At 41.5% G+C, this 14,329-nt stretch carries 13 protein-coding genes and 3 pseudogenes; all 16 read right to left on the reverse strand.

The features are described from left to right. Window positions 1-393: 393 nt before the first annotated feature. A pseudogene (locus I872_RS12525) lies at window positions 394-1,668 on the reverse strand (pneumococcal-type histidine triad protein); the annotation flags it as partial. A 171-nt stretch (window positions 1,669-1,839) separates the two neighbouring features. After that, a pseudogene (locus I872_RS12530) lies at window positions 1,840-3,009 on the reverse strand (pneumococcal-type histidine triad protein); the annotation flags it as partial. Between the two features lie 8 nt (window positions 3,010-3,017). Further along, complete coding sequence (locus I872_RS05090; RefSeq protein ID WP_015605075.1) at window positions 3,018-3,950, reverse strand: metal ABC transporter solute-binding protein, Zn/Mn family; 933 nt, start codon at window positions 3,948-3,950, stop codon at window positions 3,018-3,020. 427 nt (window positions 3,951-4,377) lie between these two features. Next, window positions 4,378-5,109, reverse strand: a complete 732-nt coding sequence (gene trmD / locus I872_RS05095) for a tRNA (guanosine(37)-N1)-methyltransferase TrmD (RefSeq protein WP_015605076.1) — start codon at window positions 5,107-5,109, stop codon at window positions 4,378-4,380. Further along, the gene (gene rimM, locus I872_RS05100) at window positions 5,099-5,617 is read right to left on the reverse strand and encodes a ribosome maturation factor RimM (protein WP_015605077.1); all 519 of its coding nucleotides are present in this window, start codon (window positions 5,615-5,617) and stop codon (window positions 5,099-5,101) included. The genes trmD and rimM overlap by 11 nt, the downstream gene beginning before the upstream one ends. Before the next feature lie 94 nt (window positions 5,618-5,711). Beyond that, window positions 5,712-6,074 (reverse strand): TIGR02328 family protein, encoded by a 363-nt coding sequence (locus I872_RS05105; RefSeq protein WP_015605078.1) that lies wholly within the window; start codon window positions 6,072-6,074, stop codon window positions 5,712-5,714. A 75-nt stretch (window positions 6,075-6,149) separates the two neighbouring features. After that, the gene (locus I872_RS05110) at window positions 6,150-6,704 is read right to left on the reverse strand and encodes a GNAT family N-acetyltransferase (protein ID WP_015605079.1); all 555 of its coding nucleotides are present in this window, start codon (window positions 6,702-6,704) and stop codon (window positions 6,150-6,152) included. Window positions 6,705-7,024: 320 nt separating this feature from the next. Continuing rightward, window positions 7,025-7,690 carry a potassium channel family protein gene (locus I872_RS05115; protein ID WP_015605080.1) on the reverse strand — a complete coding sequence of 222 codons (666 nt, stop codon included), beginning with the start codon at window positions 7,688-7,690 and terminating at the stop codon, window positions 7,025-7,027. A 10-nt stretch (window positions 7,691-7,700) separates the two neighbouring features. Beyond that, window positions 7,701-9,050: a TrkH family potassium uptake protein gene (locus tag I872_RS05120; RefSeq protein ID WP_015605081.1), complete on the reverse strand. Its 1,350-nt coding sequence runs from the start codon at window positions 9,048-9,050 to the stop codon at window positions 7,701-7,703. Then, complete coding sequence (locus I872_RS05125) at window positions 9,047-9,598, reverse strand: putative immunity protein (RefSeq protein ID WP_015605082.1); 552 nt, start codon at window positions 9,596-9,598, stop codon at window positions 9,047-9,049. The genes I872_RS05120 and I872_RS05125 overlap by 4 nt, the downstream gene beginning before the upstream one ends. Before the next feature lie 345 nt (window positions 9,599-9,943). Next, complete coding sequence (gene kphA / locus I872_RS05130; RefSeq protein WP_005590445.1) at window positions 9,944-10,183, reverse strand: RNA-binding protein KphA; 240 nt, start codon at window positions 10,181-10,183, stop codon at window positions 9,944-9,946. Window positions 10,184-10,202: 19 nt separating this feature from the next. Further along, entirely contained in the window at window positions 10,203-10,472 is a 270-nt protein-coding gene (rpsP, locus tag I872_RS05135) for a 30S ribosomal protein S16 (RefSeq protein ID WP_015605083.1), read from the reverse strand. Between the two features lie 124 nt (window positions 10,473-10,596). Beyond that, a complete protein-coding gene (gene pynA, locus I872_RS05140) occupies window positions 10,597-11,283 on the reverse strand; it encodes a pyrimidine 5'-nucleotidase PynA (RefSeq protein ID WP_015605084.1) in 687 nt (228 codons plus the stop codon). A 90-nt stretch (window positions 11,284-11,373) separates the two neighbouring features. Further along, window positions 11,374-11,463, reverse strand: a pseudogene (locus I872_RS11655) (AraC family transcriptional regulator); the annotation flags it as partial. An 87-nt stretch (window positions 11,464-11,550) separates the two neighbouring features. After that, window positions 11,551-13,047 (reverse strand): hypothetical protein, encoded by a 1,497-nt coding sequence (locus I872_RS05145; protein WP_015605085.1) that lies wholly within the window; start codon window positions 13,045-13,047, stop codon window positions 11,551-11,553. After that, window positions 13,040-13,912, reverse strand: coding sequence for a hypothetical protein (locus I872_RS05150; protein ID WP_015605086.1), 873 nt, complete (start codon window positions 13,910-13,912; stop codon window positions 13,040-13,042). Before I872_RS05150 ends, I872_RS05145 begins: the two co-directional genes overlap by 8 nt. Window positions 13,913-14,329 lie beyond the last annotated feature (417 nt).

Here is a 14,329-nt window from a genome sequence, read left to right on the forward strand (position 1 = left end):
TAGAGCATCTACCTTAGCAAATTGCTCATCTGTCCCCTGTTGTTCCTCAAGCATCTTGTGAGCGGACATCAGCAAATTATAAATTTTCAGATAAGTCTCTTTATCCTTGAGAGCTGCAGATGCTTGCTGTTCTTTTAAGGTTTCAACGATTTGAGCCAAGAGCGTTTTCGTTTCTGCTAAGATTGTTTCTCTAGCTTTGCGTGCTTCTTGCAAATCAGTTCGAAGTGCTGCGAGTTGCTTTTGATAATTTTCTTGCAGAGTCGAATCCGTTACTTTTTCCAAAAGTTCTTGACCTTTTTGGAAGAGAGCTTGGAGAGTTTCTTCTGAGATTTCCTCCGTAGGCTGCGGTGAAAATTCTCCATACAATTCTTTCAAGAAACCATAGATTGCCGTCTTATAACTGTGGTCGTCCAGTTTTTCGGTATCCAGAACCGTTTTATCCTTGGCTGAAGCTGCCTTGCCACTTGCCAGAGCCTTATCAACTTCGAGCTTGGTTTGATAGAGTTCCAAGAAAAGAGCTTTCAGGTCGACCGCTTCGATAAAGGCCTGAGATTTATAAAGCTTGAGCGTCAAATCAGCAACTTTCTTCCGAAGTTCTGGCTGCAAACGAGCATCATCAACCGCAAGATAGAAAGTTTTGAGATACTCAACGGAGGTCACTCCTGTCCGATCTTGATAATCTTGCAGACTTGCCAATAGCTGCTCAATCTCAGCCATCTTAGCTTGATTTTTTTCTACCTTGGCTGTCTGCAATTCACCGAGCAAACTGGTTTTATTCACATTGTAGCTGTCCGTTTCCAAACGTTTGATCTTGTCTACCAATTCTTGATATTTTTTATCAACTTCGGTCAGCTCTTCCGTTTTCGCTTTTTCATCAACATGAATGTAATGCTTATCAAATTGATCTAGGCTTGCCAAATATCCCTCTGTGGAGTTGCTTGGCAATTGCTTCATGGTTTCTACAAAATTACCGAGAGCTAGCTCGATTCGACGTTGCATCAGCAAGTCTTTAGCATAAATGGTTCGGCTAGCTGCCAAGAGGGCATCCACCTTTTCAAGAACTGCCTTTTCATCATAGGATCCTGCTTGATAAGCTGATTGCAAGGCTGGGATTTTGTTCTTCAAGCCTAGATTCAATCCTTTGGATTGGACACGGATGTAGTGGTTGTGATCGCCATGCGGAATGACAAACTGACCATTTTCAACCTGAATACTGTATGGAGACAGACCTGAACGCAGGGCTGTTGTATAAAGCTCGTTTAGGAAGTCCAGCTCTGGATTTCCAGTTTCTAAAGGAATCCGAACATGCTCTTTTCGAACAGCATATGGATGGATATGTGTCGGATCGTAGTCTTGATCCGGATTATTAAAGACAAAGAAGCCTTTTGAAATCTTAATTGCTTCACGCGGTACACCATAAGTCTTGGAAATATAAGCGATTTTCTCTTCGTCACTTGCGTCACGAGAAAAACGGTCATATTCTGTGCTGACTTGACTGGATTGGCTTGAATCTTTGTGCTTAGCCAGGTTGGCTTCTGCCGCTGCAATCTGATCTTTGGTCAAATCTTTTTTAAAGAAATAATGTGCATGCCCGCCGTGTTGGACAACGTAACCTTCCTCATCTTTTGAGATGACATGCTCAGCGTGGAAACCATGATCGTGCTCATCTTTATCAGCTGGTTTGGCTGGCTGACTTGGATTTGCTGGTTGACTAGGCTGGCTTGGTGTACTTGCAGTAGCCTTAGGATAAGTCTTCTGACCAGCAACAGGAATGTTCCGAGCTATTTCTTCTTCTAGGGCAGACAGTTTGCTGTAAGGGATAAAGTGATAGTGATTTCCATGCGGAATGGCCACTCCTTCTGCGGTCCGTCTAACAATTTTACTTGGATCAAAGACAAGACCATCTTTTTCAACATAGCGTTTTTCTTTTGGAATACGATAGAGTTTCTCAAGTAAGGTTTGGTAACTTGATGGTGCATCTTCTGCTTTTTCAGCTGGTTTAGCTCCGTGCCCAGCATCTGATTGGGCAGGTTTGGACCCTTGAGCTGGCTTAGCAGTCTGTCCCTTGTCAGCTTGATGAGCTGGCTTAGTCGCAGTTCCTGTATGTTGATTTTCTGATGCTTTACCTGTAGGAGCAGAAGCCTCTCCTCCTGTATTAGGATTTTCAGCTGGAGTTGCTACTTGCTTGCCTCGCTGCAAGGAATCCCAGTAGGCTTGGGCAGCCGCTAACTCACCTGGCGACAGATCACTTTTTGGAATATAATGCATATGACCGCCATGTGGCACAAGGAAGCCATCTCCTGTATCCGAAATCACATCAGATGGACTGAAAACATAGCCGTCATCTGTTGTATAGGCGCCATTGCTCCGACTCGATGCAGTGCCTTCTGCTTGATAGGTCCTCTTTCCTGCAGCGTAGGCAGCACTTGGACGACTGAAATCTTGCGTTTTTCTGCTAACAGTTTGACTCGATTTAGCTTCTGATCCGCCCTCGCCTTCTTCCTTGCTAGGATGAATTTGTCTTTGCCGTGCAATTTCATCAACAGAACGAACATTGCTGGTTTCTTTGGCATTGGTCAGATAGAGGTAATATTTTCCTGCAACCTTGATAATATAACCATCTTTCACTTGGTTGACAATATCTGATTCTTGCAATTGATAATTTGGATCCCGCATAATCAACTCTTCACTTAGAATTGCATCAAAGGGAACCTTGCCGTTATAGTAATGATAGTGGTCACCATGTGAAGTCACATAGCCTTGGTCCGTAATCTTGACAACGATCTGCTCAGCAGTAATGCCTTCTTTGGCCTGAATCTGCTCAGGTGTCAATTTCTCGGCTTTTTGAGATTTATTGTCCTGCTTATTTGTAGATTTCTTTTCTACATAAGCGACACGATTTGTCGCTTGTTCTTGTGGCTTATCTGCTTGATACTGCATAATCGCATAACCGCACACACCTAGTGTAGCTAGTGCCGCAACTGAACTAATAATATATTTCTTTTTCATACATCACCTCATTGTTTTAATTCTTTCGCTAAAATTTCTAAATTATCTTCTAAATTTTCAAGATAAGTCTTATCATTTTCAGGATCTGCTTCGAGAGGATTTAGCATCTTTAGGTTGACTCCTGTCGCCTTCTTCAAGGTTTCAGCCAACTTAGAAGAAGCATTGCTCTCGACAAAAATCGTCTTGACTTTATAGGTCTTGATAAAGTCTTGTATCTCCGTCAACTGCCTTGGACTAGGCTCTTGATCTGGCGAAATCCCTGAAATCCCCAGTTGCTTGAGACCGAAACGCTTGGCTAGATAAGAGAAGGCCGTATGCTGGGTCACGAAAGTTTTTTCATCTAGCCTGCTAAAGACTCCTTGATATTTTTGGCTCAGGGCCTTTGCCTTCTCTGCAAATTTTTGAGCATTTTTCTGATAGGTATCCGCATTTTTACTATCTAGCTTGGACAATTCTTGGGCGATGAGTCGCGCTTCTTCTGCCACTTTTTCAGGATCCAGCCAAGTATGTGGATCATAGAGGGTCTTTTCATCAATCCCTTCCTCAGCAGAGACTTCTTCTAAGCCGGCCACCTTGTCCAACTGCATCCCGTTGCTGGCTTCTACGACCGCTACTTTAGACTTTTGCAAGCTAGGATCCAGACTACCGGCCCAAGACTCCAAAGTCCGCGAATGATACACAAAGACATCTGCTTCATAAATAGCCGCTACATCGCTGGCTGATGGCTCAAATTCATGAATCCCTGCACCCGACTGAATCATCCGGACATCGTTCAAATCTCCCGAGACTTCTTTGACCATCGAATAAATCGGGTAAAAACTCGTGACAATATTAAGCCCGCGTTTGCTGCCAGCACCACTTGCTTCCTTTTTACTACAAGCGGTAAGGCCAAGTCCCAGCAAGACTAGACTTAAAGCTATCAAAACTTTTTTGATTTTCATTTCAACTCCTTAACCAGTTTAGCAATCATTCAAAGAAATAACTATTTTCAAAACATTCTTTCCCAAGAATGCTTTCAAAAATAGCCTCTTTTGTTAACTGGTTTATTAACTAGTTAAGATAATACTCCTTTTTATTTTTCTGTCAAGAAGGAAGTTTGAATTTTTTCAAAAATTTTCCAACCCTTCATCCAAATAAAAAAAGAGTGTGGGACAGAAATCGGTAATTCGTTAGAATTAGATTTCGTCGTCCCACCCTCCCGCCACAAGTTGGAGTAAGGGCGTGTAAAAGACTGATGAAATCAGCGTGGTAGAGCCCACTCAACCACTGCGTCTTGCTAGACAATCCAAAGACAAGTGAGAGGCTAGGACTTTTGTCCTAGCCTCTTTGAGAAATCGATATCTAAATTTTGCTACTTGATAGAAAGATCTAGTCTCCACTATCCCTACTATTGGCCCGAATTTCTTCCAACATTTTGGCTTCTTCGGCTGTACATTCATAGTTTTCCAGCAAGTCCGGACGGCGCTCATAGGTTTTTTTCAGACTTTCATAAAGACGCCACTTGCGGATATTTTCGTGGTGCCCACTCATGAGCACTTCCGGAACAACCATGCCGCGATAGTCATAAGGACGAGTGTACTGAGGATACTCCAAGAGTCCAGACGAAAAGCTATCATCCGTGTGACTGACTTCCTTGCCAATAACCTCTGGAATCAGGCGAACTGTCGCATCAATCATGGTCATAGCCGCCAATTCTCCTCCGGTCAGGACATAGTCACCCAGCGAAATCTCGTCTGTCACCAAGGTCTTGATCCGCTCATCATACCCCTCATAGTGACCACAGATGAAGATCAATTCCTCTTCCTTAGCCAGCTCCTCAGCATAGGCTTGGTCAAAAGTCCGTCCGGCAGGATCCAGCAAAATCACGCGCGGTTGCTTCTTTTCAATGGCATCATAGGCATCAAAAATAGGCTGAGCCCGCAGCAGCATGCCCTGACCGCCACCATAAGGCTCGTCATCCACATGCCGAGATTTTTCCGCATTTTCTCGAAAATTATGATAATTGATTTCCAAGAGGCCTTTTTCTCGCGCCTTTCCCACAATCGAGTGCTCCAAGGGCGCAAACATCTCCGGAAAGAGGGTCAAAATATCAATCTTCATCGTCCAGTCCTTCCGGTATCTCTACATCAACCCGACCTTGCTCGATGTCAATGCCTAACACTACTGGCGGAATGTAAGGCAGCAGCAAATCGCGCTTGCCTTTACGCTTGACCACCCAGACATCATTGGCTCCTGGCTGGAGAATCTCCTTAATCGTACCTAGCAGAACATCATTTTCATAGACTTCAAGGCCGATAATCTCATGGTAGTAAAATTCGCCATCTTCTAAATCAGCCAAGTCTTCTTCAGCCACTTTCAAACTAAAATCACGAAATTTTTCGATGTCATTGATATGATACATGCCCTTGAACTTGATAATATCAAAGTTCTTGACCTTGCGGTGGCTGGCAATCTCAACATCCATAACAAACTGGTCTTTCTTATCGAAAAGGGCCAGTTTATTACCTTTTTTAAAACGCTCTTCCGCAAAATCCGTCACCGACAGAACCCGCATTTCGCCTTGCAAACCTTGGGTATTGACGATTTTCCCAACATTAAAATAATTCATTTTTACTCCAGTTAATCTTTTTACTATTCGTTTTATTGTATCATTTTGCTAGCTTTTTCTCAAGGCAGGCAGCTAGCTCAGACAGCGGAAAAGCTTATAAGGCAATGCCTTTTTCTTTGAGATTTTGCAGGCATTCCTCATAGTAAGCCGCATCATGCTCAGGGTAAATAGTGCTCGCCACAGCCACTTTTTCCAGATGAGAATAAGCCGGACAAGTCTTGCCACGATAGTCCCGCTCCAGCCACTCTGGGGACACACGATAACCTCGCTTGCTCATCTCCTCCATAATCAGCTCATGGTACCGATAAAGCAAGTAAGGAGAGTGAGTAAAAACATAGTCAACGGTCGCATGTTTCTTGCCCCAGCCATTGCCACGAAGAGCGCAGCATTCCCGATGCTGCCCAAGCAGTTGCGGACGGGGAAGCTTAGGAATCAGTTCTTGATGCCAGAGTCTCATTCTAACCTCCATTTAGTAAAAACAAAGCAATCTTTTATTGCTCCAAATCGCAATTGAGCTCCAGAGAACTTCCTTTTAATAATCGCTGAAACGTCTATGTTTGATTTCAAAATCGAAATAATTCTCCTCCTGAAGTCGGCGGAAAATGTCTCGGTAGGCTTCTTCGTCAAAAGAATCCCCTCGATAAAGGATTTCAAAGCTAAGATCCTCATATTCCAGAAAGGCATTGGCTGAGCGAAAACCCTTGCTGTGATAGAAATCCCAGCGATCTTGACGCTGCTCAAGATTGTCACACGGCTCATCTAGACGCTCGATTTCTAAAAGCATAGTTCGCTGATAGAAATTGACCAGCTTTTCGATGATTTCACCACCATAGCCATGGCTGCGTAGATGCGGCATAATCGCAAAGAAACTAACATAAAAGGCTTGCTCGTTGGAGATGGCAAAGGCAAAACCAACAAACTCCTTTTCACGATAAAAGGCGAAAAAATTAGCATCTTCCTGTTCCTCATATCGTAAAAATTCACTGAGCGGTATCCTTTCCTCTTCTGGGAAAGCTTCATTATTCAAAGCCTCTACCTTATCCAAATCTGGAAAATCTGCTGTAATGATCTGGCTGGTTAAGCTCATAAAATCACTCCTTTTCTAGTGATAGTATAACAAATTTTGCAACTGGTTTCAAAAAAGAGGCTGGGACAAAAGTCCTAGCCTCTCAATTGTCTTTGGATTGTCGAGCAAGACGTAGTGGTTGAGTGGGCTCTACTAGGCTGATTTCATCAGCTTTTACAGCCCTACTCAACTGTGCGGAGGTGGGACGACGAAATCGAATTCTAACGAATTACCGATTTCTGTCCCACTCTCTATGTATCGATTTTTTCATATAATAGAGAGGTACCGAATGCCTAGTTAGAACCGGTTGAACTCCCAGCGAAGAGGTCTTATTCTAGCTACTACTTCACTATTTCACGTAAATTATCCAAATGCTGGTTATCAGTCACAGCTATAATGCTGACACCTGCTGGCCAAACAAAGTCTGGGGTAAATTGGCTTTCCAAAGGCTGATTTTTTGTCAGACGATAGCCGATGATATTGAGATGATACAGCCTACGAGCGTCTACTTCACGGACCGTTTTCCCGACCCAGCTAGTAGGCAACTCAAACTCAGCCACAACTACATCATCATCCAGCTGGAAAACCTCAATCGAATGGTTAAAGAGAATGGTCTTAGCCAATGAAATACCAGCCTCCACTTCAGGCAGGATAACCAAATCAGCTCCCACCTTTTCCAGTACCTGCTGGGTTACTTCATCCTTGACTTTGGCAATGACATTTTTAACGCCCAATGCCTTACAGTGCATGACCGCTAGAACACTGGATTCCAGACTTTCTCCAGTCGCCACGACGACCGTATCACAGGAACCAACGTCTGCCGCCTCCAAAAGTTCCATATCAGTAATGTCCCCGATCACACCGACGGCAATCATGTCTTCATACTGATTGATTGTCTCTTCGTGATTATCAATCGCAATGATTTCTACATCCTGAGAAATCAAGGCCTCAATGATACTCTGTCCAAAAATCCCCAAGCCGAGGATTCCAACTGTTTGATTAGCCATTTCTTTTCTCCTATCCAATCATAATGTCCGCCTTGCTGTAGTGCAAGGTAGTCGCCTTCTTCGGTTGGTAATGGTTAATACTAACCATAAGAGTCAGCGGCCCCACCCGTCCAATAAACATTAGCAGCATAATCACAATCATACCAGCTGTATTGAGGCTGGTAGTGATATTTGCCGTGACACCAACTGTAGCCAGTGCTGACACAGTCTCAAATATCAGGTAAATAAAGCGATGACCGCTATCGGTCACTAGCCCAAGAGCCAAAAGACCAAGCAGAAATGTCAGCTGAAAAATCACTGTCACACCAAAAGCCTTCTGCACTAGCTGAGGAGCCAGCGTTCTCCGACCAAGATTGGTATGTGGCAAGCTCAAAATCTCCTTACGAGCGAACAGCAAAAGAACTAAGAAGGTGGTAATCTTCAGACCGCCCGCTGTACCACCCGGAGCTCCTCCTAAAAACATCTGGAGCAGATAGATAAACAGGGTTACTGGACGAGCAGCCGTATAATCTATGGAAGCAAAGCCAGCTGTCCTCATACTGACTGTCTGGAAAAAGCTGACCAGTAGCTTATCGCCAAAGGAAAGATTGCCAATCGTTCCAGGATTATGATACTCCGTCCAAAGACTCGCGACCGTCCCAATAACGAGGAGACCAGCAGTCAGCAGTAAGACTACCTTAGTATGAAAGTGCAGCCCCTTCTGTTTTCCTCCCAGTTTAGTCGCCAAGTCAAACCAGACCATAAAGCCAAGTCCTCCAGTAATGATGAGGAGAGCCAAGGTGATATTGACCAAAACATCTGTCTGCAAGCCTAGTAGGCTATCATTGCCAAAATTATCAAAGCCCGCATTACAAAATGCAGAAACGGCTAAAAAGATAGAATTAAAAATCCCTTTTCTCAGACCAAACTTGGGAATGAAGCGAATCATAAGAAGGAGAGCGCCCAGTCCTTCGATAGTAAAAGTCGTGATAAAAATCGAACGGACAAATTGACCTAAGGTACGATTGTGACCATAACTAAAACTATCCCGCAGAATACGGCGATCCTTGAGGCTGAGCTTTTTCCGACTTTCCATGGTAAAAAATCCGATAAAAGTCAGGATTCCCAAACCACCAATCTGAATCAGCAGCATACAAAGGAGCTGTCCCCAGACATTGTATGTATCCACAACCGATTGAGTAAAAAGCCCTGTCACACAGACCATCGAGACAGCTGTAAAAAGATGATCCAGATAGCCCGCTTGGGAACTTGCCGTCTGCACCCAAGGGAGACTGAGTAGCAAGGAGCCACAGAATATCACCAGAAGAAAAGACAAGATAATCTTTTGCGCTGGTGACAAGCGTGAAAATAAATGCTTCATAAAGTTTCCTTTCCTGATCTAATAAAAGCAGAGGCCAGCTCTATCTGCCCTTCTCTTTCCTTGACAGCCCGCTGCAAATCATCTGGACTCTGCAAGTTCCTGACTTTGATGGCGTAATCCGCTGCGACAATAGCATGGCCCCGCATGTGGCCTGTTGCGACTGCTTGGGCAAAGACACGCGCAGCATACTTACCGATTTGTGATTGGGCTTGCTGCGACAGTTTGTTAGCCAAGAAACCAGCCTGCCTTAGTTCATAGGCAGATGCCCTCCCATCAAGTCGAGCCTGAAAAACCTCTCTTACCTGAGTCAAAATCTTCTTCTTTTCAGACTCATCTTCCGCATCAATCAGAGCTATAAAGCTTGACGCCATTTTCATAGCCCATCGAGCCAGTTGCCCCTGAGGAAGCTGTTCCAAAACAAGCTCCAATTCCAATCTCTTCTCACCATCATCCAGGATTTTCAGCTTGTAAGGGCTCGGTAGACTCACTTGATTATTCTCATAACACATACGCTCATGAGCGTTCCAAGCATAATCTTCTGGCTTCATATGTCCTCCAGTTTCGAATTTCTCTAAACTCGCCCCTGCATTTCGTTTTTATCTTAAATGAAGTACCTAGTTCTCGCGAAGCTCGAACTGCATCAATGGCCCTAAATGCAACTACGCCTAACGGCTTGTTTCATTAAGGATAATAAGGAGCGTAGTTCTCGCGGAGCTCGGACTGCATCAATGGCCCTAAATGCAACTACGCCTAACGGCTTGTTTCATTAAGGATAATAAGGAACGTAGTTCTCGCGGAGCTCGAACTGCATCAATGGCCCTAAATGCAACTACGCCTAACGGCTTGTTTCATTAAGGGCCATAGAAAAAACGGGACACATGCCCCGCTGCTTCTTATTTCTCATCAATAACGATGCGAACTTTTTTGTACTCGGTTGGGACAGAGTAAACAATCGTCCTTATAGCGGAGATAGTACGACCTTTACGACCGATCACACGTCCAACATCGCTTGGATCAAGATCAAGATGATACTCTAAAAACTCAGGCGTATCTTCAATCTTGATAGTTAAGGCATCTGGCTGTGAAATCAAAGGTTTCACTATCGCAATAATGAGATTTTCAATCGTGTCCATATATCAACCTGCACTTCTATTATTTAGAGTATTTTGAATCGTGGAATTTCTTCAAAACACCAGCTTTTGAAAGGATGTTGCGAACTGTATCTGAAGGTTGAGCTCCGTCAGCCAACCATGCAAGAACACGATCTTCTTTCAAAGTCACTTGGTTTTCTTCAACAAGTGGGTTGTAAGTTCCAACTGTTTCGATGAAACGTCCGTCACGAGGTGAACGTGAATCTGCAACGTTGATACGGTAGAAGGTTTTTCTAGAACCCATACGAGTCAAACGGATTTTTACTGCCATTTTTAAAATTTCTCTTTTCTTATTTTTTATTTCGGTGAAATAGCTGAGCTATTTAGCACATGTTCTATTATAGCATATTAAAAACAGCTGTCAAGTTTTTTTCTTGACAGACTTAAAAATTTTTTCAAAGCAGTAATTTTTTAATTTCTTCATAGGAAGATACCGTATAAGTCGGCTGCGCACTGCTATTGTTCATCAGCTGCTTGGGATTGTACCAAATAGAGTCCAGTCCTGCATTATTGGCGCCAGCAATATCTGCTGTCAAGGAATCTCCAATCATCAAAGCCTGAGACAAGTAAAAATCTGGTATCTGCTCTGCTATTTTTTCATAAAACAAAGCTTCGGGCTTCTGAGTCCCTATCTTTTCTGAGATGAAAATGTGATTAAAATAAGGAGAAATGTCGGAATTGGCCATGCGACCGGTCTGAATAGCCGTGATACCATTGGTGGCTCCATAAATCTCATAATCAGCTGTAGTCAGACTGTCCAAAAGCTCGCTAGCACCAGCGTAGGTCTGACCCTGCTGAGCAATATGCTGCTGATAGAGAAGGGCTAACTCGGCGCCATCTTTCTCAATGCCAAAATGAGCAAAAAGACGAGAAAAGCGAGTGTTGACCAGCTCTGGCTTGGTGATTTTCCCCTGCTCCAGATCGCGCCAAAGCCCCTTGTTCATGGGAATATAATAGTCTTTGTAGGTCTGAATCTCCGTTACGCCCTGCTCCTCTAAAAAATGAGTCAGCGCGATGTCTTCTGCCGTATCAAAATCCAGCAACGTATGGTCAAGGTCAAAAAGTAGAAATTTGTATGACAAAATCGAAATCCTTTCTGCAACTGTACTAGCTTCATTATACCACAATGCATAAAAAACCAGCCGCTCAAAAATGAACGGCTGATTTCTAATCTATTTCACAACTGGAATCCAGACTTTCATTTGATAATCTGGGGAGTACATATCACCCTCAGTGTAGACTTCAAAATCTGGTGCTCTGCTCCTGACTTAAGGAAACTCGTGCTAAAATAGAGTCACTATAATATATGGAAAAATGTACCTCAAATAATTATTTAGATAAGAGGAATATCAAGATAAAAAATAATCATCTATCTCATCAATATTTTTTAGAATTTTAGTTTCGGGAACTCCTATCTTCTTAGCCATGTCAATGGAAGATATAAATCTCAATGATAAATTCAAATTGTAGTCAAAAGCATATTCTTGAAGTTCACCAAGTTCATGATATAGGCTCATTAGTTTATCTAGTTGTTTTTTAAACTTAATATCTAAACGATTTATATAATCATTTACATCTCTTTGATAACTAAGGATTACACTTCGCTCATGCTTATTTAGCATGTCCTTCCCTAAACTAAGGGCTGTAGTTGCAACAATTGAACCAATTAGAGCTCCTATAACAGGTATTGGAATCAACGATTGCCCTATTGCTGCCCCAATCGCTGCCCCTGTAGCATCAAGGGAATTCAATGTTACTAAATTGATAAAATCATCAGTATCGATATCTCCATTTCTGTACTTAACAATAGCTGTACTTAATCCAAATGTGCCAGAAACAATTGCTCCTGCACTGGGCGCAGCTAAATGACAAACATTTGTAAGTCCATAAATAGCAAACCCTGATACTCCACCTTTTATAGCACCGTTTGCTGTACTGATACCACATTGTTGCCAATCATTAGCATCAAAATCCCAAATATCTTTTCCATCGTTATGTTTTCTATAAATAAAAATAGCTAAGTTCAGTCCACCTTGAACTGCTGCGCCAACACCAGCAACTTTTGAAGCCTCAGCAAAAGTGGGTTGTGATTTTTGATAAGCAACTGATTTCTCCTTGTTTGCCTTATTTTTTATATCCAACTCTTGTTGAAATGCTTGTTTATTAATAGCATCAACTTCACCAGATAATGTTTGATTAATAGTACCTTTTTGAACATCTCTGTATCGTAATAAAGAGGGTCTTAACCACTCATTATATCGAGATCCACGTAGATTACTTTCATTTTCAATAGCCTGTTTAATTTTATTAATTTGTGAGAGTGATAACCTGTTACCATTATATTCAACAGTTTTTGCTCCACTCATAATTTTTTCAATAACCTCTACATGGTCTTTAGGAAACATCATAATCATATTTTCATATCTAGAAGCCTGTTTAATCTCCTCTAAGATATTAGAATAAAATTTCATCTGAACTTCATTACCCTGAAGTAATATATCAGCTGCCCCATTATCATTCAACAAAATGATACTTTTTTGCAATCCTTCAAAAACATCTCTTGCGTTTCTAATGCCAGTTTCAGCAAATTCAGCTATAAAACCATGTGCTCCTGTGTCACCACCTCGATTATTACTTATAAGATTTTCAATTTCTAGTTTGGCTAAATCAAGATTTGATAATGCATTGGCTGTTCTCGTAGCTAAATCTGAAAGCTTATTCGTTTCATTTACTAGAATCATATCTAATGAATGTAATAAATCTGATAATCTTATACTATTCAGATAATCAACATATGCTGCAATGCTTTGTTCCAATACATTGTCACGGCTCTGTTCATCAAGCATCTAACTTAAGTTCCTTATTAATTAGCTGAGCCAATGTCAATGTTGAATTAACTAATAAGCCAGCTTGATTTTTTTCATCATGGGAAAATAAGCTATAATCATTCCCTTTTAGAGAAGATAGGGCATTCTTAATACCATTAATTTGAATTTCAGTCAATTTAATCAATGATATGACTTCAGAATTCTTATTGTTAAATCTTCGAATTACTATTTCTAGTTTTTCTCTATCTTTGGTAACACTATCAGCAGTTTCTCTATTTTTATTTCTTGCAAAGAAACCTGTGCCTATAGAACCTGCAAACATAACACCAGCTAAACTCCAGCCAACTGGTCCAGCCAAAGCTAATAATGCGCTTCCAGCAGTCATCCCGCCGCCACCAGCTGCTAAAGCTCCTCCACCAAGCCAAGCTAAGGCAGCATTAGTTGCTGCTGCACCAGATAATGTTGAAATAGCAGTACCTGTAGATGCCACTCCAAATGTAGTGGCAATACTCATTGCAGCAGTTGGCCCCATAGTAGCAACCGCTACTCCAAGCGCACTCAATGTCGCACCTACTCCTGTTCCACCGGAAGCAGCCTTTGCTTCTAGCTCTGCTTTCTTTATTTCGCGTTGCTTTACCGCAAAGTTTTCCATCTCAATCTCTATTTTTTTCAAGTTTATGTCAAATTCTTTAGGTGTATTAGCTAGTTGATTAATACGTTCTTCAACAACTTTAACTAAATCTACTCCTTTGATGCGCTTGGAGTAAAGAGAATTTGCATTATTTCCCAAAGTCTTTGCGACACCCTCATAACGGTTAACAGCCTCATTAAAATCATTTATTGCATTTTTTCGAAGTTCCTTATTAAATAAATCAATAGACATAGACGTACCTCTTAAACCATAAAATTATTTTTCTGTATGCGTATTATATCATATTCTGTTTGCTACTACAATATAAATATATTATTAAAAACCAGTACCTAAGGACATGTAACCGTAAACAAAAGAGAGTAATTTAGCTATTTTTATTATCTACTTTAAATAATCTTTTAAAAAGATTTATCATAAACTAATATTGAATTATTTTTATGAAACATTAAATACTATTTAACGCTTTTCTATTTACATTTATAATAAAATAAAAGCTTTCTTACTAATCAAATTGCAAATATGATAGCAAATACACAATCCCCAGAAATTATTTATATAGGACAGATTATAAGCGTTTATTTGTATTATTTAATTTTTACTATTCTTTAGTTGTATGATAAAGTCAAAAACCTTTCTGCAACTGTACTA

Origin of the sequence: Streptococcus cristatus AS 1.3089, assembly GCF_000385925.1 — a bacterium.
Taxonomy (GTDB): Bacteria; Bacillota; Bacilli; order Lactobacillales; family Streptococcaceae; genus Streptococcus; species Streptococcus cristatus_B.

What these genes read in the sequence shown, in the direction of transcription:
- I872_RS05125 (WP_015605082.1), bottom strand. Translation starts at nt 9,598, where the DNA reads ATGAAGCCAGAAGATTATGCTTGGAACGCTCATGAGCGTATGTGTTAT.
- I872_RS05110 (WP_015605079.1), bottom strand. Translation starts at nt 6,704, where the DNA reads ATGAGCTTAACCAGCCAGATCATTACAGCAGATTTTCCAGATTTGGAT.
- trmD (WP_015605076.1), bottom strand. Translation starts at nt 5,109, where the DNA reads ATGAAGATTGATATTTTGACCCTCTTTCCGGAGATGTTTGCGCCCTTG.
- I872_RS05150 (WP_015605086.1), bottom strand. Translation starts at nt 13,912, where the DNA reads ATGTCTATTGATTTATTTAATAAGGAACTTCGAAAAAATGCAATAAAT.
- I872_RS05090 (WP_015605075.1), bottom strand. Translation starts at nt 3,950, where the DNA reads ATGAAAATCAAAAAAGTTTTGATAGCTTTAAGTCTAGTCTTGCTGGGA.
- I872_RS05145 (WP_015605085.1), bottom strand. Translation starts at nt 13,047, where the DNA reads ATGCTTGATGAACAGAGCCGTGACAATGTATTGGAACAAAGCATTGCA.
- I872_RS05105 (WP_015605078.1), bottom strand. Translation starts at nt 6,074, where the DNA reads ATGAGACTCTGGCATCAAGAACTGATTCCTAAGCTTCCCCGTCCGCAA.
- rpsP (WP_015605083.1), bottom strand. Translation starts at nt 10,472, where the DNA reads ATGGCAGTAAAAATCCGTTTGACTCGTATGGGTTCTAGAAAAACCTTC.
- kphA (WP_005590445.1), bottom strand. Translation starts at nt 10,183, where the DNA reads ATGGACACGATTGAAAATCTCATTATTGCGATAGTGAAACCTTTGATT.
- rimM (WP_015605077.1), bottom strand. Translation starts at nt 5,617, where the DNA reads ATGAATTATTTTAATGTTGGGAAAATCGTCAATACCCAAGGTTTGCAA.
- I872_RS05120 (WP_015605081.1), bottom strand. Translation starts at nt 9,050, where the DNA reads ATGAAGCATTTATTTTCACGCTTGTCACCAGCGCAAAAGATTATCTTG.
- I872_RS05115 (WP_015605080.1), bottom strand. Translation starts at nt 7,690, where the DNA reads ATGGCTAATCAAACAGTTGGAATCCTCGGCTTGGGGATTTTTGGACAG.